This is a genomic window from Acidovorax sp. 22279, from assembly GCF_052045435.1.
Taxonomy (GTDB): Bacteria; Pseudomonadota; Gammaproteobacteria; order Burkholderiales; family Burkholderiaceae_C; genus Acidovorax; species Acidovorax delafieldii.
Genome location: NZ_JBQEOV010000001.1, coordinates 134,257 through 151,577 on the forward strand (window position 1 = coordinate 134,257; position 17,321 = coordinate 151,577).

Consider the following 17,321-nt stretch of genomic DNA (forward strand, 5'->3'; position numbering starts at 1 on the left):
CCATGCGCTTTCTCTTCAAGACCTCGTACGAGCAAGACATTCGCCTCGCCAAGCATGGCGGGCATGTGTTCTGGTACAGCCTGCTGTGCCTGGCGCTGGTCGCCGCGCCCTGGGTGGCGCCGGAGTACTGGCTGGCGCAGCTCACCTTTGTGCTCATCTACGCCATCGTGGGCCTGGGGCTGATGCTGCTGGCGGGCTTCACCGGCTTGTTCTCGCTGGGGCATGCCGCGTTTCTGGGCGTGGGGGCGTATACGCAGGCCGTGCTCACAGGCATGGGCTGGCCGTTTGCGCTGTCGCTGGCCTGCGCGGCGGGGCTGTCAGCCGCTGTGGGCGTGGTGGTAGGCCTGCCCGCATTGCGCGTCAAGGGCATCTACCTGGGCATGGCCACGCTGTCGTTCGGGTTCATTGTGGAAGAAGTTTTTGCGCGCTGGGAGTCGGTGACCGGCGGCAACTCCGGCAAGCACCTGGTACCGCCACAAATCGCGGGCTACTCGTTCGAGACCACGGAGTCGTTCTACTTTTTGTGCCTCGTGATTGCGGTGGTCAGCACGCTGGCCATCCTGAACCTGCTGCGCTCGCCCACGGGCCGCGCGTTTGTCGCCATCCGTGATTCAGAGATCTCCGCCCAGAGCATGGGCATCCACCTGGCCCGCTACAAGACGCTATCGTTCTCCATATCGGCCGCACTCGCAGGCGTCGGCGGTGCGTTGTACGCGCACAAGCTGCAGTTCATCTCGCCCGACCAGTTCAACATCCTGCAGTCCATCGATCTGCTGCTCATGATCGTGATCGGTGGGCTGGGCTCAGTGCATGGCGCGTTCCTGGGTGCGATCTTCCTGATCTCGATGCCACAGCTCATATCCCTGGGCAAGGACTGGTTGCCAGACTCCATCGGTCAGTCACCTGGCCTGCAGTCAGTGGTCTATGGCGCGGTGCTGATCGCCTTTGTGCTGTTCGAGCCCATGGGGCTGTATGGCCGCTGGCTCAAGGTGCGCACCTGGCTGCAGATGTTCCCGTTCTACCGCAAGGGCCTGTTCAAGCGGCAGAAATCGTTTCAAAAATCAGATCGGCTGAAATGAACAACGAAATCCTGCTCAGCGCCCAGAACCTCAGCGTGCGCTTTGGCGGCGTTCTCGCGGTCAACAACGTGAGCTTTGACGTGCGCCGTGGAGAGGTGTTCACCCTCATCGGCCCCAACGGCGCGGGCAAGACGACGGTGTTCAACCTGATCAGCCGCATCTATACGCCCACCACCGGCACCATCGCCTATGCGGGCCCGGGCGGGGCCCTGCTGCCACTGACCGACCAGCCGCCGCACAAGGTAGCAGGCCTGGGCATTGCACGCACCTTCCAGAACATCGAACTCTTCGAGCACGCGAGTGTGCTGCACAACCTGCTGATCGGCCGCCACACCCGGCAGCACAGCAGCCTGTGGGCCGAGATGTTCTTCACGCGCACGGTGCGCGAAGGGGAAATTCAGGCCCGGGAGAAGGCCGAGCAGGTCATCGATTTTCTCGACTTGCAGCACTACCGCGACACCATGGTCGCCGGCCTGCCCTACGGCGTGCGCAAGGTGGTGGAGCTGGCCCGCGCGCTGTGCACCGAGCCGCAGTTGCTGCTGCTCGACGAGCCCTCGTCGGGCCTGAACGTGGAGGAGACTGACGACATGGCCTTCTGGATCCAGGACATCCAGCACGAGCTGGGCATCACCGTGCTGATGGTGGAGCACGACATGTCGCTGGTCTCCAAGGTGTCCGACCGCGTGCTGGCCATGAACCAAGGCGAGGTCGTGGCCATGGGCACACCGCGCGAGGTGCAGTCGCACCCCGGGGTGATCGAAGCGTACCTGGGCACCATCGACGATGTGAGCAACCTGCGCCGTCCGGCGGGTTCACAAATGGGGGTTCGGGCATGAGCGCCGTACTTTCCGCCGTCAACACATCTGCAGCAGCGGTTGCTGCAGCTGACCAGCCCCTGCTGCGCCTGCAGAACGTGGAGAGCGCCTACGGCCCCATCAAGGCCATCCGCGGCGTGAGCCTGCAGGTGCGGCGCGGCGAGATCGCCGCCGTGCTGGGCAGCAACGGCGCAGGCAAGACCACCATCCTGAAGACCATCAGCGGCATCATCGACCCGCGCAAGGGCTCCATCGAATTCCAGGGCGCCGACATCACCGCCAACGATCCGGCGGCCATCGTGCGCCGGGGCCTCATGCATGTGCCCGAGGGGCGCGAGGTGTTTGCACTGCTCTCGGTGCGCGACAACCTGCTCATGGGCGCCTACACGCGCAGCGATGCCGACGCCGTGGCCCGCGACATCGAAACGGTGTATGGCTACTTCCCCATCCTGAAGGAGCGCGCCGCGCAGGACGCCGGCCTGCTCTCGGGTGGGCAACAGCAGATGCTGGCCATCTCGCGTGCGCTCATGGCCAACCCCGAACTCATCCTGCTCGACGAGCCCAGCCTGGGCCTGTCCCCCAAGCTCACCAAGGAGATCTTCGAGATCGTTGTGCGCATCAACCGTGAGCGCGGCACCACCATCCTGCTGGTGGAGCAGAACGCCAACATGGCGCTCAACGCATCGGACTACGGCTATGTGCTGGAGAACGGCCGCATCGTGATGGAAGACAGCTGCGAGCGCCTGCGCGAGAAGGACGACATCAAGGAGTTCTACCTCGGGATGAAAGATGTCGGCGTGCGCGGAGAGCGGCGCTGGAAGAAAAAGAAGACCTGGAGATAAGCGCAAATGTCTAACCTCTGGGACCTCGATCACATCCAGCCCGCAGGCACCGACGTGCTCGCGGGCGACACCATCGCCGCCATGTTCTGGAACGCCGTGGCCGAGCGTGGCCCGCGCGTGTGGATGCGCCAGAAGGAGCTGGGCATCTGGAAGAGCTGGACCTGGGACCAGACGGCCGAAGCCGTGCGGGAGATTGCGGGCGGCCTGATGTCGCTGGGTTTTGCGCCCGGCGAGTGTGCATCCATCCTGTCCAACACCAACATCGAATGGGTGCTGGCCGACTTGGCCGTGCTGAGCTGCGGCGGCGTGGCCAATGGCATCTACCCCACTGACGCGGCGGCGCAGGTGCACTACCTGAGCGAAGACTCTCGCACCACCGTGCTGTTTGTGGAAGACGATGAACAGCTCGACAAGGCCCTGGAAGTGCGCAGCAGCCTGCCCCTGCTGCGCAAGGTGGTGGTGTTCGACATGGAAGGCCTGCGCAGCCTGAACGAGCCCGATGTGCTGAGCCTTGCGGGCCTGCGCGAGCTGGGCAGGGCCTGGAATACACAACACCCCGACGCGCTGATGCAGCGCGTCAAGGCCTGCCGACCCGAAGACCTGGCCATCCTGGTGTACACCTCGGGCACCACCGGCAAGCCCAAGGGTGCCATGCACACGCACGCCGCGCTCACCTACACCGTGCGCGGCTACAACACGCTGATCTCGCGCAGCGAGGCCGACGAGACCATGTGTTTTCTGCCGCTGTGCCACATCGCCGAGCGCATGGGGGGTGAATACTTCTCGCTCTATACCGGCGCGCGCCTGAACTTTGTGGAAAACCCCGACACCGTGCCCGAGAACGTGCGAGAGATCGCGCCCACGGTGTTCACCGCCGTGCCGCGGGTATGGGAGAAGTTCTATTCGGGCGTGATGATCGCGCTCAAGGAATCCACGCGCATGCAGCAGGCGGCCTATGCCTGGTCGATTGGCGTGGGCACCCGCATCGCAGATCGGGTGCTGGCCGGACAGCCGGTGGGCGGTTTGCTGAAGGCGCAGTTCATGCTGGCGCGCTTTCTGGCGCTCAACAATGTGCGCAAGCTCATCGGCATCCACCGTGCGCGCTTTCTGGTCACAGGCGCAGCGCCCATTTCGCCCGATCTGGTGAAGTGGTACTTGGCGCTGGGCGTGCCCATGCTGGAGGTGTGGGGCATGACCGAGACCTGCGGCGCCTCCACCGGTGTGCCGGCCAGCCGCATCAAACCCGGCTCCATCGGCCCCGCAGCCAGCTACAACGAGGTGCGCATCGACCCCGCCACAAGCGAAATCCTGGTGCGTGGCCCCAATGTGTTCAAGGGCTACCTCAACCAGCCCGAGAAAACGGCCGAAACCATCGACCCCGAAGGCTGGCTGCACACGGGCGATGTGGGCCTGATCGACGCTGATGGCTACCTGCGCATCACCGACCGCATGAAGGACATCATCATCACAGCGGGCGGCAAGAACATCACCCCCAGCGAGCTGGAGAACGAACTCAAGTTCAGCCCTTACATCACCGATGCGGTGGTGATTGGCGACAAGCTGCCCTACCTCACGGTGATCATCATGATCGACCAGGAGAACGTGGAGAAGTACGCTCAGGACAACGACGTGCCGTTCTCCAACTACGCCAGCCTGACCCGCACGCGCGAGGTGCAGGAGCTGATTCAGGCCGAGATCGACCGCGTGAACGCCAAGTTCGCCCGCGTGGAGCAGATCAAGAAGTTCTTCCTGCTCGACACCCAGCTCACGGCCGAGGATGAAGAGCTGACACCCACCATGAAGCTCAAGCGCAAGCTGGTGCAGCAGAAGTACGCCCCCCAGATTGAGGCGATGTACCGGTAGGTGCGCACGTCACGCAACCACAGGCTACGCCCATCAGGATAGGGAAAGTGCTGGTGCCCCACCCCGGGCATCGTTCTATAACGAGCAACCGAGTTCGATCCAACCAAAGGAGACGTGCCATGAAGTTTCATCACATTGCCGCGCTGGCCATCGTGGCCATGGCCGGAGGTGCTGCACAGGCGCAGCCCAGCCAGGGCGTGAGCAAGGACACCATCACGCTGGGTTCCATCCAGGATCTGTCCGGCCCGCTGGCGGGCTTTGGCAAGCAGGTGCGGCTGGGCATGATGCTGCGCGTGGACGAGGCCAACGAGCAAGGCGGCGTCAATGGCCGCAAGCTGGACCTGAAGGTGGAGGACTCGGGCTACGACCCCAAGAAAGCCGTGCTGGCCGCGCAAAAGCTCGTGAACCAGGACAAGATCTTCATGATGGTGGCGCACATCGGCACGGCGCAAAACCTGGCCGCCATGCCGGTGCAGTTCAGCAAGAACGTGATCAACTTTTTCCCGGTGACGGCCGCGCGGGAAATGTACGAGCCCTTCCACAAGCTCAAGTATTCGTTTGCCGCCACTTACTACGACCAGATCCGCCTTGCCGCCCCCAAGCTCATCAAGGAAAAGGGCGCCAAGAAGATCTGCACCATCTACCAGGACGATGAATTTGGCCTGGAGGTGATGCGCGGGGGCGAGGCGGCACTCAAGTCCATGGGCATGGACTTCACCGAGAAGACCTCGTACAAGCGCGGCGCCACCGACTTCTCTTCACAGGTCGCCAAGATGAAGTCGTCCGAATGCGACTTCGTGATCCTGGGCACCATCATCCGCGAGACCATCGGCACGATCGGCGAGGCGCGCAAGACAGGCTTCAACCCCACCTTCCTGGGCTCCAGCGCCGCCTACACCGACCTCATCCACAAGCTGGGCGGCAAGCCCATGGATGGGCTGTACGCCACCATGACGGTGCAACACCCCTACCTGGATGAAGCCAGCCAGCCCATCCGTTTCTGGGCCAACAAGTACAAGACCAAGTTCAACGAAGACCCCACCGTGTTCTCGGTCTACGGCTACAACGCCATCGACGCCTTCATCAAGGCGGCCCAGAAGGCAGGTCCCAACCTGAGCACTGACAGCTTCATCAAGGCCATGGACACCATGGTGATTCCGCCCGACATGTTCGGCAGCGCCGAGGGCACCTTTGGCCCACAAAAGCGCCTGGGCAGCGATCTTTCTCGCCTGTCGCAGATCACCGATGGCAAGTGGAAGGTGGTCTCCGACTACGTCAAGCCATGAGCGCCTGACCAGCCTCCTTCAAGCCGCCTTCGGGCGGCTTTTGCGTTTCAGGGGGTGCATCCGGGCTCAGTCGGTGGCAGAATTTAACCAAGCAGTAACTTTGCATAAATAACCTGGTTGCCCCACCATGATCGAACGCACCCTCTTCCAGCCCGACCACCAGGCCTTTGCCGACAGCTTTCGCCGCTTCATCGACAAAGAGGTAACGCCCCACCACGCCGCCTGGGAAGACCAGGGCTATGTGGCGCGCGAGGTGTGGAGCCAGGCGGGCGCCAACGGCTTTCTGTGCATGAGCCTGCCCGAGGAGTACGGCGGCGCTGGGGCCGACAAGCTGTACTCGGTGGCGCAGATGGAAGAGCTGGCGCGTGCAGGCACCACCGGCATCGGCTTTGGTCTGCACAGCGAGATCGTGGCGCCGTACATCCTTCACTACGGCACTGAAGCCCAGAAACAGAAGTACTTGCCGCAAATGGCCAGCGGCGCCGTGGTGGGTGCCATCGCCATGAGCGAGCCGGCTGCGGGCAGCGACCTGCAAGGCATCAAGACCACCGCCATCAAAAGTGCGGACGGGTCGCACTATGTTCTGAACGGCAGCAAGACCTTCATCACCAACGGCTGGCATGCCGACCTGGTGATCGTGGTCGCCAAGACCGACCCGGCTGCGGGCGCCAAGGGCACCAGCCTGTTATTGGTGGAACGCGGCATGCCCGGCTTTGAAAAAGGCCAGCGCCTCAAGAAGATGGGCATGAAGGCGCAGGACACCTCCGAGCTGTTCTTCAACGACGTGCAGGTGCCGGTGGGCAACTTGCTGGGCGGCCCCGCCATGGAAGGGCGTGGCTTCATCTGCCTGATGGAGCAGCTGCCCTGGGAGCGCCTGCAGATCGCCATCACCGCCGTGGCCGCCGCCCAGGCCGCCATTGACTGGACGCTGGACTACGTCAAGCAGCGCAAGGTCTTTGGCCAGAGCGTGGCGTCATTTCAAAACACCCGCCACACCCTGGCCGAGCTTCAAACGCAGGTGCAGGTGGCCCGCGTGTTCGTGGACAAATGCTGTGAGCTGATCGTGCGCGATCAGCTCGATACCGAAACCGCCAGCATGGCCAAGTACTGGACGACCGACCTGCAGTGCAAGGTGATGGACGAATGCGTTCAGCTGTTTGGCGGCTATGGCTACATGTGGGAATACCCCATCACCCGCGCCTATGCCGACGCACGCGTGCAGCGCATTTATGGCGGCACCAACGAGATCATGAAAGAAGTGATTGCACGGGCCATGGGCCTAGGCAAATAACGGAATGCCCCGCGCCGTGAATAACGCAGTGCCCGATGCCCAGCACCACGCCGCAGTGGACGCCGAATGCCGCTACAGATACCAGGCGGCGCGGGCCTCTTCGGGGCTGAGCGGCGCACCGGGGCGGCGGTCGGTGACATTCAGCCAGGAGCGCACACCCTGGCTGCCACTCAGCGCGCGCATCAGCAGCAAGCCTGCGCCAATGCCGCGAATGGCCGCCGAGCTGCGACTGGGCGCCATGAAGGCCGCCACTGCCAGCGCACTGGATGCTGCCAGCACGACATGGTGCTCCAGCGCAAATCCTTGGCGCGTGTCGTCGTATTCGATGGCGCTGCGCGCGATGCGCTGCAATGCAGGGGATGTATTTCGTTCCATAGCCAGAAATGTAGACAGCAACTGCCGAAAGATAGTGCAAAAACCACTGCACCCGCGTCAGAAAGCACCTTGTAGTGGCGTGAGCCAGCCCAGCTGCTTTACCGCCGCACTGCTTGAAGTTTAGAGAAACCACCGGAGACCATTCATGACCGAAGCCTATGTATTCGATGCGCTGCGCACCCCGCGCGGCAAGGGCAAGAAGGACGGCACCCTGCACGAGGTCAAGCCCATCGACCTGCTGGTGGGCCTGCTGACCGAACTGCAAGCGCGCCACCGCTTTGATACGGCGGCGGTGGACGACGTGGTCATGGGCATCGTCTCGCCCGTGGGCGAACAGGGCTCGGTGCTGCCCAAGGTCGCGGCGCTCAAGGCCGGGTGGGACTTTCGCTGTGCGGGTGTGCAGGTCAACCGCTTCTGCGCCTCGGGCCTGGAAGCCGTGAACCTGGCCGCGCAGAAGGTGCGCAGCGGCTGGGAGGATCTGGTGGTGGCCGGCGGCGTGGAGAGCATGAGCCGCGTGCCCATTGGGTCCGACGGCGGCGCCTGGGCGCAAGACCCGGAGACCAACTCCGCCACGCTGTTCGTCCCCCAGGGCATCGGCGCCGACCTGATCGCCACGCTGGACGGCTACACCCGCGCCGATGTGGACGCCTTCGCGCTCGAATCCCAGCGCCGCGCCACTGCGGCGCGCGCAGCGGGCTACTTCAAGAATTCGGTCGTGCCCGTGCGCGACTTCATCGGTCAGACCATCCTGGCCGAGGACGAATTCATCAAACCAAAGACCACGCTGGAGGGTCTGGGCGCGCTCAAGGCCTCGTTCGAGCAACTGGGTGGCATGGGCTTTGATGCCGTGGCGCTGCAGCGCTACCCGCAGGTGGAGCGCATCCACCACGTTCACCACGCGGGCAACTCGTCGGGCATTGTGGACGGCGCAGCCGCCGTGCTCATCGGCAACAAGGCCGCCGCCAAGGCCCACGGCCTCACGCCCCGCGCACGCATCGTGGCCACGGCGCTGAGCGGTGCCGACCCCACCATCATGCTCACCGGCCCCGTGCCCGCCGCAAAGAAGGCGCTGGCCCGCGCAGGCATGACCATCGACCAGATCGACCTCTTCGAAGTCAACGAAGCGTTTGCCGCCGTGCCCATGCGCTTCATGCGCGAGCTGGGCGTGCCCCACGACAAGGTCAACGTGAACGGCGGCGCCATCGCCATGGGCCACCCGCTGGGCGCCACGGGCGCCATGATCCTCGGCACTTTGATTGACGAGCTGCACCGCCGGGGCCAGCGCTACGGCCTGGCCACGCTGTGCGTGGGCGGCGGCATGGGCATCGCAACGATTGTTGAACGTATCTGAACGGGCAGGAGACAAGAACATCATGCAAACCATCCGCTACGAACTCATCCCCGCCCAGGGCACCGAAGGCCAGGTCGCCGTCATCACGTTTGACGAAACCAACTCCCCCGTCAACACCATGTGCCGCCAGTGGCAGCAAGAGCTGGGCGAGGTCACCGCACAGGTGCTGGGCGACCGCGAACGCCTGGGCACCGCGCTCAAGGGCATCGTGCTGGCATCGGCCAAGACCAGCTTCTTTGCCGGGGCCGACCTCAAGGCCACCATGCGCCTCACACCCGCCGATGCACCCAACGCGTTTGGCGAAATCGAGCGCATGAAGAAGCACTTTCGCACGCTCGAAACCCTGGGCATCCCCGTGGTGGCCTGCCTCAACGGCGCCGCGCTGGGCGGCGGATGGGAGGTTGCCCTGGTCGCCCACTACCGCATCGCCGTGGCCGACCCCAAGATCCAGTTCGGCCTGCCCGAAGTGACGCTGGGCCTGATGCCCGGCGCCACCGGCGTGACCAAGATGACGCGCCTGCTGGGCCTGATGGGCGCGCAGCCCTACATCCTGGAAGGCAAGCTCTTCAACCCCGCCGAGGCGCTGGAACTGCAACTGGTGCACGAACTGGTCGCCACGCGCGAGCAACTGCTGCCCGCCGCTCTGGCCCACATCGCCACCCACCCGCACGCGGTGCAGCCGTGGGACGACAAGAACTACAAAATGCCCGGCGGCACGCCTGCCAACCCCAAGATTGCAGGCGCCCTCACCGTTGCGCCCGCCATGCTCAAGAAGACCACGCGCGGCCGCTACCCCGCGCCCGAGGCAGCTCTCGCCGCCATGGTCGAAGGCGCGATGGTGGACTACGACACCGCCCTGCGCATCGAAAGCCGCTACCTCGCCCGCCTGATGACCGGCCCCGTGGCGCGCAACATGATCAACACGTTCTTCTTCGATATGAACGCGATCAAGAGCGGCAAGTCGCGCCCCGCTGTCAATGGAGCTGTGGCTCCCCGCTACAAGCCGCAAAAGGTCGGCATCCTGGGCGCGGGCATGATGGGTGCGGGCATCGACTGGGCCCAGGCGAGCCGGGGCATTGCCACCGTGCTCAAGGACGTGAGTGTGGAGAAGGCCGAAGCCGGCAAGGCCTACAGCGCCAAACTCACCCAGGCCCGCGTGGACAAGGGCCGCATGACGGCCGAGGCGCAGCAGGCCCTGCTGGCCCGCATCACGCCCACCGCCAGCGCGGCCGACCTGGCGGGCTGCGACCTCATCATCGAAGCCGTGTTTGAAAGCCGCGACCTCAAAGCCAAAGTCACGCAAGAGGCCGAGCCGCAGCTGGCACCTGGCGGGTTCTTTGCCAGCAACACCTCCACCCTGCCCATCAGCGGCCTGGCCACGGCCAGCAGCAAGCCTGAGAAGTTTGTCGGCATCCACTTCTTCAGCCCCGTGGACAAGATGAAGCTGGTGGAGATCATCCGCGGCAAACAGACGGATGACGAAACCGTGGCCCGCGCCTTCGACTACGTGCAGGCCCTGGGCAAGGTGCCCATCGTGGTCAACGACTCACGCGGCTTCTACACCAGCCGCACCTTCGGCACCTTTGTGATGGAAGGCGCCGCCATGCTGGGCGAAGGCATCCCCGCTGCCGCCATTGAAAACGCCGCCATGCAGGCTGGCCTGCCCGTAGGCCCGCTGGCCGTGCTGGATGAAACCGCGCTGACGTTAAGCGTGCACGTGCTGGACCAGACCCGCGCCGACTACGCGGCCGAAGGCAAAACCTACACCGCCACACCCGGAGAGCTGCTGGTTGAGCGCATGGTCAAAGAGCTGAAGCGCCCCGGCCGTGCGGGTGGCGGCGGCTTTTATGACTACCCCGCAGGCGCCAGGAAGCACCTGTGGCCGGAGCTGAAACCGCTGTTCGAAAAGCCCGGCGTGGAGTGGAGCGTGCAGGAGATCCAGGACCGCCTGCTCTACCGCCAGGCCATCGAAACCGCACGCTGCCTGGCCGAGGGGGTGCTGACCAGCGTGCATGACGCGAACATTGGGTCGATTTTTGGGATTGGGTTTCCGGCTTGGACGGGGGGAGCGATGCAGTTTATCTACGGCACAGGCTTGGAGGCATTCCTCAAACGTGCGGATGAGTTGGCGGCGCAGTATGGAGCCGGCTTTGAGGTGGATGACCAGATGCAAGAAGCAATTGAAAGGGCTCAGCCAATTTACTGATTGCCAAACCAATGATTGTTCGGAAAACTCTTACCTGACTGGCACGGCCGTCCAAGAAATAGTGCCAGCGGTTAAAACGTACATGAGGGAGGCTTTATGTCAGCGTCACTGGCGAGTGTTGCTCCTGCAACGCTGAATGCATTCACATCCGTAAACGCAACGGGCGAGGCCGTCAGCAGCCTAACGCCGGAACTAGTCATCGCACTGTGCGGCCCGATTGGATCTCCGCTGCACGAAACGGCACGGCAGATCAAGAACACGCTCGCTGAGTTCAACTATCAGACAGAGATAGTTCTCTTAAGCAACCTGATCCGACTCAATGCGACCAATGTCAATATTCAGATCAACACGGACTCAAAATTTCAAGAGATTCAATCTTTGATAGAGATTGGGGATGCCCTACGTAAGCAGTTCGGAAATGACGTGTTAGCCAAGCTCGCTATCGCCAAGATCGCTGCCGATCGAGCGCATCAGTTCGGAGTTTTTGAAGATGTTGCGGCTGAGTCTGAAAAGTCCGAGCAGCAAAAAATCAAGAGTCAGCGCATCTGCCATGTGATCGATTCGATCAAAAACTCTGCTGAACTGGACTTGCTCAGACTGATCTATGGCGATGCGCTTTTTGCAGTCGGTGTCTTCTCACCCCTAGAACTGCGGGAAGCAAACCTAGCCAAGCCTGGCAAGCTACAAAAAGATGAAATCGAAAAACTGATCGACACTGATTCTGGTGAGGAATTTGACCACGGCCAGTCAGTTCGTAACACATTTCCACAGTGTGATTTTTTCCTACGCGTGGACCACTCCGTTGTCGGCCCATCCGAGGCAAAGGCTATTGGCCAGATAAACGAACGTATACGTCGCTTCTTCGACTTAATATTTAGAACGGTAGTTATCACGCCGACGGCGGAAGAAACTGCTATGTATGCGGCGACCTCAGCTGCTCGAAACTCAGCCTGCCTTTCAAGACAAGTAGGTGCCGCAGTGACCAGTTCTACAGGAGAGCTTTTGGCAGTGGGATGGAATGACGTTCCCCAAAGTGGCGGTGGCTTATACGGGACAAAACCACTTTCATCCCAGTTTTCCGACCATGAGTCTTCCTCTGTCGATCAACGTTGCTTCGCGCAGGTTGGTGGACGTTGCCGCAACGATGAGGAGAAGGGTTCAATCGCGCGAAAAGTGGTCGAGAGCCTCATAGATGGAGGGGTACTCAACCGCGAGGCAATGGACACAGCTGTCAAAACGATCTTGGGTGATACGCGCGTCAAGGACCTGATCGAATTTTCAAGAGCAGTTCACGCTGAAATGCACGCGATTCTCGGGGCAAGTCGCGTTGCGGGGGAGCGAGTGCTAAGAGGAAAAATTTTCGTCACTACTTATCCGTGCCACTCTTGCGCCAGACACTTGGTCGCAGCCGGGATTTCAGAAGTCCACTACATCGAACCGTATAGGAAAAGTTTAGCGACAAGACTTCACTCCGATGCATTGACTGAATCCTCTGACGAGCGCGGCAAAGTACAAGTCCGGCAGTACGACGGGATCGCACCACGCCGATTCATCGAAATGTTCGAAGGCGGGATCCGCAAAAAGTCAGGCGTGTTAGCATTAACAGGGCGCATGGAGGCGATGCCACTGACTCAAGTGAGCCTCAAGGCGATTCCGAGGTTAGAGGAGGTTGTGGTCGCAGAAATTCAGACCAAGAACCTCCAGCTACCAAGCCTTTTTTCGAGTGAGGACAACCATGACAAAGTCACAGCATAGATCTAAGCAGCTTCAGTTGCGGTTGCTGGTAGACGTAGGTGGAGTCTCCTCCAACTTGGCTGCGCCTGTGACGCCGAAGGTAGTCTCTGCACCTGGCAGCAAGAGTTCGGCAAAAGCATCCCCTGCTTCTGAGAATGACATGTCGGTCTACCGTACGATCTCGGGAAACTACTTTCGCAGCCTGCAAAAGATCTAAAAAATTGTCAATTCAACAAGGCCAGCACGCTGGCCTTTTTTGTTAGCTGCTGCGTACTGAGTCGCGACACAGATGCATCAATCTGGTCAGTCTCTAACCTCCTTCAGTCCCAACATCCCCCGCGCCTCCTGCGGCGATGCCACCTCCCGCCCCGCATTGCGCGCGTACTCCGCCAGCTTCTCAATCAGCGGCCCGTTCGAATCCGCCTTCGTCCCATCCGGCAGATAGAACGTATCTTCCAGCCCCGTGCGCAAATGCCCGCCCAGTTCGGCCACGCGCTGGTGCACGGGCCAGATCTCGCTGCGGCCGATGACGGTGGCCTGCCAGGGGGCGTCCTTGATCTTGAGCTTGAGCAGGATGGGCAGCAGGTCCGGGTCCGCAGGCATGCCGGATTCGACGCCCATCACAAAGTTGTATTCGGGCAGGCCCAGCGTGTACATGCCGGTCTGCACATACATCTCCACGCAGCGCACGATGCCCACGTCGAAGCATTCAAACTCGGGCAGCGTGCCGGTCTCCAGCATCACGTCGATGAAGTCCTTGACCTTGGCGGGCTGGTTGTCGAACAGCATGGGCGGCCAGGCCCAGGTGCCGTTGCTGCGCACCTTCAGGTAGTTGAGCGAGCCGGCGTTGCACGCGGCCATCTCGGGGCGGGTGGCGCGCAGGCAGTCGAGCGGGCCCTGGTAATTGGGGCCGACCACGCCGGTGGTCTGGTTGATGATCAAACCGGGGCACGCCTCGCGCATGGCTTGCACGCAGTCGCGCGCGACCTGCGGGTCCCAGCTGGGCAGGTGGCCCTTGCCGGGCTCCTGGTTGCGGAAATGCACGTGGACCACGGCGGCGCCAGCGTCGTAGGCACGGCGGGCTTCTTTGGCCAGTTGCTCGGGCGTGACGGGCACATGGTGCTGGCCGGGGTCCGTCAGCACGCCGGTGATGGCGCAGGTGATGATGGCTTTGTTGCCGTGGTCGGTGCTGTGCATGGTGGCTGTCTCCTTCAAATGCCGAGCTGCCTGGCAGCCAGGTCCTTCATGATTTCTTCCGCACCGCCGCCGATCATCATGACCTTGACCTCGCGGTAGATGCGCTCGCTGACGGTGCCACGCATGAAGCCCATGCCGCCCAGGATCTGCACGGCCTGGTCGGCGCAGAACTGCATGGTTTGGGTGGCGTGGTTCTTGAGCAGGCACACCTGCGCTACCCACTCGGGGCCGGTGCGGCCCGCATCGGCCTGCGCGGCCACGGACTCGCACCACGCGGCGGTGGACTGGATGCGCATCTGCATGTCCACCAGCTTGTGGCGGATGACCTGGTGCTCCACCAGCGCGGCGCCAAAGGTTTTGCGCTGGCGGGCCCAGGCCAGGGCTTCGTCGTAGCAGGCCTCGGCAAAGCCCAGGGCCGATGCGGCCAGGCCAAAGCGCTCGCCGTTGAAGTTGGCCATGATGATGCGAAAGCCCGCGCCCTCTTCGCCCAGCAGGTAGCGGGCGGGCACGCGCACGTTGTCAAACCGCAGGTGGGCGGTGTCGGAGCAGAGCCAGCCCATCTTGTCGAGCTTGCTGCGCGACAGGCCCGGGCTGTGGCCGGGGATGAGCAGCATGGAGATGCCTGCGCTGCCTTTGCTTCCAGCTTCTCCCGTTCTGACAGCTACCGTGATCCAGTCAGCGCGCATGCCGGAGGTGATGAACACCTTTTCACCGCTGACGATGTACTCATCGCCCTCGCGCCGCGCCGTGGTCTTGAGCTGTGCCACGTCGGACCCGCCCCCGGGTTCGGTGATCGCCAGCGCGGCAATCTGTTCGCCCGCCAGCACGGGCGGGATGACCTCGGCACGAACAGCGTCGCTGCCATGCGCCAGCACGGGCGGCAGGCCGATGTTGTGCGACAGCAGGCTGGCCAGCACACCGCCGCTGGCGCCGTGGCGGCTGAGCGCGCGCCACAGCGGCAGGCGCAGCTGGTAGCTGGCGGGCGTGCCGCCGTACTGCTCGGGGTAACCCAGGCCTAGCAGGCCCAGGTCGGCCGCGCGGCGGTACAGGCTGCGGGGGAATCCACCGGCGGCATCCCACGCGTCCACATGCGGCGCGATCTCAGTGCGGGCAAAGCGGGTGACGGTGTCGGTGAGCGCGGTACGGTCTTCGTTGCTCACAGGGGTCGCGTCGGATGTGGCGGTCATGCGGGCGCTCCTTGCGTGGCGGGTGCAAAGCGGGCCAGCACCTGGCCGGGCGACACCTGCTGGCCGGGCGCTACCAGCAGCTCGGCCACCGTGGCGGCTGCGGGGCTGGCCAGGCTGTGTTCGAGCTTCATGGATTCGATGACCACCACGGTGTCGCCCGCCGCCAGCGCCTGGCCTGCGGCCACGGGCAGCGCGACCACCTTGCCGTTGAAGGGTGCGCGCAACTCCGTCGCACCGCCCGCCGCACCCGCGCGCGCAGCGGGTTCCCACGAGGCGTCTTCCGCCCAGCCGTCCACGCCGGCCGACTGCCAGTGCCAACGACGGGGACCAGCCGCCACGCAATGCACGCCGCGCTGGGGCAGTTGCAAAGTCACAGGCTCTGCACCGGCCTGCTCCACCTGCAGCCTTCCACCGCCCAGCTCGCGCACGGCAATGGAGTGCACCTCGCCCTGGTGGCGCAGCCGCAGGGGCCGGGCCATGGCACAAGGCAGGTCCGACGTCGGATTTGAAGCAAAAATGGCCGATAGCGCCGAAGTAATATGCACTGATAGCTCATTATTTGATAGCAACCGCTGCAGCTCCTGGGCATGCTCCGCCAGGAACGGCACCAGCGCATGGCCGCTGGCAAACACCGGGTGCTGCAGGCAGGCCGCCAGAAACGCGCGGTTGGTGGGCAGGCCCAGCACGCGGGTGCCCTGCAACGCGCGGACCAGCGCGGCGATGGCCTGGGCCCGCGTGGGCGCGTGCACGATGAGCTTGCCCAGCATGGCGTCGTAGTGAGGCGTGACCTCTGCCCCCTCTTCCAGCGCATGGTCAAAGCGCAGCGCGCCCGGCGCAGCCCGTTCAAACGCGGTGGCGGGCGGCGCGCTGAACTGCAGCACGCGGCCGGTGTGGGGGCGGAAGTGCGCGTCTTCGGCACACAGGCGCACTTCGATGGCGTGGCCTTGCAGATGCACCTGATCTTGCGTGAGCGGCAGCGGCTCGCCCCGAGCCACGCGGATCTGCCACTCCACCAGGTCCAGCCCCGTGAGCGCTTCGGTCACCGGGTGCTCCACTTGCAGGCGGGTGTTCATCTCCATCAAGAAGAATTGCGCCCCCACGCTCCCCGCTTCGCGTGGTTCGCTGCCCCCCGAGGGGGCCTTCGCGACTTGGGGCGGCCCGGCGTCGCTCAAGTCTTTACCGTCGAGCAAGAACTCCACCGTGCCAGCGCCCACATAGCCAGCGGCCTGTGCCAGCGCCACGGCGCAGGCGCCCATGCGCTCGCGCAGCGCTGCGTCCACGGCGGGGCTGGGGGACTCTTCGATGATCTTCTGGTGGCGGCGCTGTACCGAGCAATCGCGCTCGCCCAGGTGGATGCACGCACCGTGGGCGTCGGCAAAGATCTGCACCTCCACATGGCGCGGCTGCAGCAGTGCGCGTTCGATGAGCAGGTCGCCACAGCCAAAACCCGCCAGCGCCTCCGACCGTGCGCTGGCCAGTGCGGCGGGCAACTGCGCCAGGTCGGTGACCAGGCGCATGCCACGCCCTCCCCCACCCGCCACGGCCTTGACCATGAGGGGCGTGCCGATGCGCGCAGCCTCGGTGGCAACGCGTTCGTCGCTCTGGTCGTCGCCCGCATAGCCGGGCAGGCAGGGCACGCCATGCGACTGGGCCAACGCCTTGGCCCCAGCCTTGCTGCCCAGCGCGCGGATGGCGCCGGGCGGCGGGCCGATCCAGCTCAGGCCTGCATCGATAACGGCCTGGGCAAAGTCAGCGTTCTCGCTGAGGAAGCCATAGCCGGGGTGCACTGCATCTGCGCCGGTGGCACGGGCGGCGGCCAGCAGCTTGTCGGTGCGCAGGTAGGTGTCGGCGCTGGCCGCGCCACCCAGCGCTACAGCCTGGGTGGCTTCACGCACGTGCAGGGCGTTGGCATCGGGGTCGGAATAGACCGAGACCGTTTCGATGCCCATGCGGTGGGCGGTGTGGATGATGCGGCGGGCGATCTCGCCGCGATTGGCGATCAGTATCTTTTTCATAGGCTGTGCTCTCGCGGCTCCATCGCCCGCCTGCACGCTGCGCGTGCACGGGCAATCTGCTTCGCCATGCCTGCGGCATG

13 protein-coding genes are annotated in these 17,321 nt (G+C 63.7%); 9 read left to right on the forward strand and 4 right to left on the reverse strand.

The features are described 5' to 3' along the window. The first annotated feature begins 2 nt into the window (after window positions 1-2). From ACTJKQ_RS00605 to ACTJKQ_RS00630, 6 genes are all read left to right on the forward strand, one after another. Window positions 3-1,079, forward strand: a complete 1,077-nt coding sequence (locus ACTJKQ_RS00605; protein WP_436078397.1) for a branched-chain amino acid ABC transporter permease — start codon at window positions 3-5, stop codon at window positions 1,077-1,079. After that, window positions 1,076-1,915 carry an ABC transporter ATP-binding protein gene (locus ACTJKQ_RS00610; protein WP_440595685.1) on the forward strand — a complete coding sequence of 280 codons (840 nt, stop codon included), beginning with the start codon at window positions 1,076-1,078 and terminating at the stop codon, window positions 1,913-1,915. The genes ACTJKQ_RS00605 and ACTJKQ_RS00610 overlap by 4 nt, the downstream gene beginning before the upstream one ends. Beyond that, window positions 1,912-2,736 (forward strand): ABC transporter ATP-binding protein, encoded by an 825-nt coding sequence (locus tag ACTJKQ_RS00615; RefSeq protein WP_440595686.1) that lies wholly within the window; start codon window positions 1,912-1,914, stop codon window positions 2,734-2,736. Before ACTJKQ_RS00610 ends, ACTJKQ_RS00615 begins: the two co-directional genes overlap by 4 nt. A 6-nt stretch (window positions 2,737-2,742) precedes the next feature. Next, the gene (locus ACTJKQ_RS00620; RefSeq protein WP_440595687.1) at window positions 2,743-4,599 is read left to right on the forward strand and encodes an AMP-dependent synthetase/ligase; all 1,857 of its coding nucleotides are present in this window, start codon (window positions 2,743-2,745) and stop codon (window positions 4,597-4,599) included. A gap of 119 nt (window positions 4,600-4,718) precedes the next feature. Further along, window positions 4,719-5,885, forward strand: coding sequence for an ABC transporter substrate-binding protein (locus tag ACTJKQ_RS00625; RefSeq protein ID WP_056059375.1), 1,167 nt, complete (start codon window positions 4,719-4,721; stop codon window positions 5,883-5,885). A 127-nt stretch (window positions 5,886-6,012) separates the two neighbouring features. Beyond that, on the forward strand, window positions 6,013-7,176 hold the full coding sequence (locus ACTJKQ_RS00630) for an acyl-CoA dehydrogenase family protein (RefSeq protein ID WP_288853090.1): 1,164 nt from the start codon (window positions 6,013-6,015) through the stop codon (window positions 7,174-7,176). Window positions 7,177-7,248: 72 nt separating this feature from the next. Here ACTJKQ_RS00630 and ACTJKQ_RS00635 read toward each other — a convergent pair whose 3' ends face one another. Next, the gene (locus tag ACTJKQ_RS00635) at window positions 7,249-7,551 is read right to left on the reverse strand and encodes a hypothetical protein (RefSeq protein WP_288853089.1); all 303 of its coding nucleotides are present in this window, start codon (window positions 7,549-7,551) and stop codon (window positions 7,249-7,251) included. 145 nt (window positions 7,552-7,696) lie between these two features. On the opposite strand from ACTJKQ_RS00635, the gene ACTJKQ_RS00640 reads away from it, so the two are divergent. The 3 genes from ACTJKQ_RS00640 to ACTJKQ_RS00650 all read left to right on the forward strand — a co-directional run bounded on the left by ACTJKQ_RS00640 (window position 7,697) and on the right by ACTJKQ_RS00650 (window position 12,863). Then, the gene (locus ACTJKQ_RS00640; protein WP_440595688.1) at window positions 7,697-8,902 is read left to right on the forward strand and encodes an acetyl-CoA C-acetyltransferase; all 1,206 of its coding nucleotides are present in this window, start codon (window positions 7,697-7,699) and stop codon (window positions 8,900-8,902) included. A gap of 22 nt (window positions 8,903-8,924) precedes the next feature. Continuing rightward, window positions 8,925-11,108: a 3-hydroxyacyl-CoA dehydrogenase NAD-binding domain-containing protein gene (locus tag ACTJKQ_RS00645; protein ID WP_440595689.1), complete on the forward strand. Its 2,184-nt coding sequence runs from the start codon at window positions 8,925-8,927 to the stop codon at window positions 11,106-11,108. Window positions 11,109-11,204: 96 nt separating this feature from the next. Then, on the forward strand, window positions 11,205-12,863 hold the full coding sequence (locus ACTJKQ_RS00650; RefSeq protein ID WP_440595690.1) for an anti-phage dCTP deaminase: 1,659 nt from the start codon (window positions 11,205-11,207) through the stop codon (window positions 12,861-12,863). 282 nt (window positions 12,864-13,145) lie between these two features. On the opposite strand, the gene ACTJKQ_RS00655 is transcribed toward ACTJKQ_RS00650, so the two are convergent. From ACTJKQ_RS00655 to ACTJKQ_RS00665, 3 genes are read right to left on the reverse strand one after another with little or no spacing between them, the layout of a single operon-like run. After that, on the reverse strand, window positions 13,146-14,039 hold the full coding sequence (locus tag ACTJKQ_RS00655) for a 3-keto-5-aminohexanoate cleavage protein (RefSeq protein ID WP_440595691.1): 894 nt from the start codon (window positions 14,037-14,039) through the stop codon (window positions 13,146-13,148). A 14-nt stretch (window positions 14,040-14,053) separates the two neighbouring features. Next, window positions 14,054-15,226 (reverse strand): acyl-CoA dehydrogenase family protein, encoded by a 1,173-nt coding sequence (locus ACTJKQ_RS00660; RefSeq protein ID WP_440595692.1) that lies wholly within the window; start codon window positions 15,224-15,226, stop codon window positions 14,054-14,056. Continuing rightward, window positions 15,223-17,241, reverse strand: a complete 2,019-nt coding sequence (locus ACTJKQ_RS00665) for an ATP-binding protein (RefSeq protein WP_440595693.1) — start codon at window positions 17,239-17,241, stop codon at window positions 15,223-15,225. Before ACTJKQ_RS00665 ends, ACTJKQ_RS00660 begins: the two co-directional genes overlap by 4 nt. Window positions 17,242-17,321: the final 80 nt, after the last annotated feature.

Coding starts and splice junctions, on each gene's coding strand:
- ACTJKQ_RS00625 (WP_056059375.1), top strand. CDS start 4,719: ATGAAGTTTCATCACATTGCCGCGCTGGCCATCGTGGCCATGGCCGGA.
- ACTJKQ_RS00640 (WP_440595688.1), top strand. CDS start 7,697: ATGACCGAAGCCTATGTATTCGATGCGCTGCGCACCCCGCGCGGCAAG.
- ACTJKQ_RS00615 (WP_440595686.1), top strand. CDS start 1,912: ATGAGCGCCGTACTTTCCGCCGTCAACACATCTGCAGCAGCGGTTGCT.
- ACTJKQ_RS00610 (WP_440595685.1), top strand. CDS start 1,076: ATGAACAACGAAATCCTGCTCAGCGCCCAGAACCTCAGCGTGCGCTTT.
- ACTJKQ_RS00630 (WP_288853090.1), top strand. CDS start 6,013: ATGATCGAACGCACCCTCTTCCAGCCCGACCACCAGGCCTTTGCCGAC.
- ACTJKQ_RS00635 (WP_288853089.1), bottom strand. CDS start 7,551: ATGGAACGAAATACATCCCCTGCATTGCAGCGCATCGCGCGCAGCGCC.
- ACTJKQ_RS00605 (WP_436078397.1), top strand. CDS start 3: ATGCGCTTTCTCTTCAAGACCTCGTACGAGCAAGACATTCGCCTCGCC.
- ACTJKQ_RS00620 (WP_440595687.1), top strand. CDS start 2,743: ATGTCTAACCTCTGGGACCTCGATCACATCCAGCCCGCAGGCACCGAC.
- ACTJKQ_RS00650 (WP_440595690.1), top strand. CDS start 11,205: ATGTCAGCGTCACTGGCGAGTGTTGCTCCTGCAACGCTGAATGCATTC.
- ACTJKQ_RS00655 (WP_440595691.1), bottom strand. CDS start 14,039: ATGCACAGCACCGACCACGGCAACAAAGCCATCATCACCTGCGCCATC.
- ACTJKQ_RS00665 (WP_440595693.1), bottom strand. CDS start 17,241: ATGAAAAAGATACTGATCGCCAATCGCGGCGAGATCGCCCGCCGCATC.
- ACTJKQ_RS00660 (WP_440595692.1), bottom strand. CDS start 15,226: ATGACCGCCACATCCGACGCGACCCCTGTGAGCAACGAAGACCGTACC.
- ACTJKQ_RS00645 (WP_440595689.1), top strand. CDS start 8,925: ATGCAAACCATCCGCTACGAACTCATCCCCGCCCAGGGCACCGAAGGC.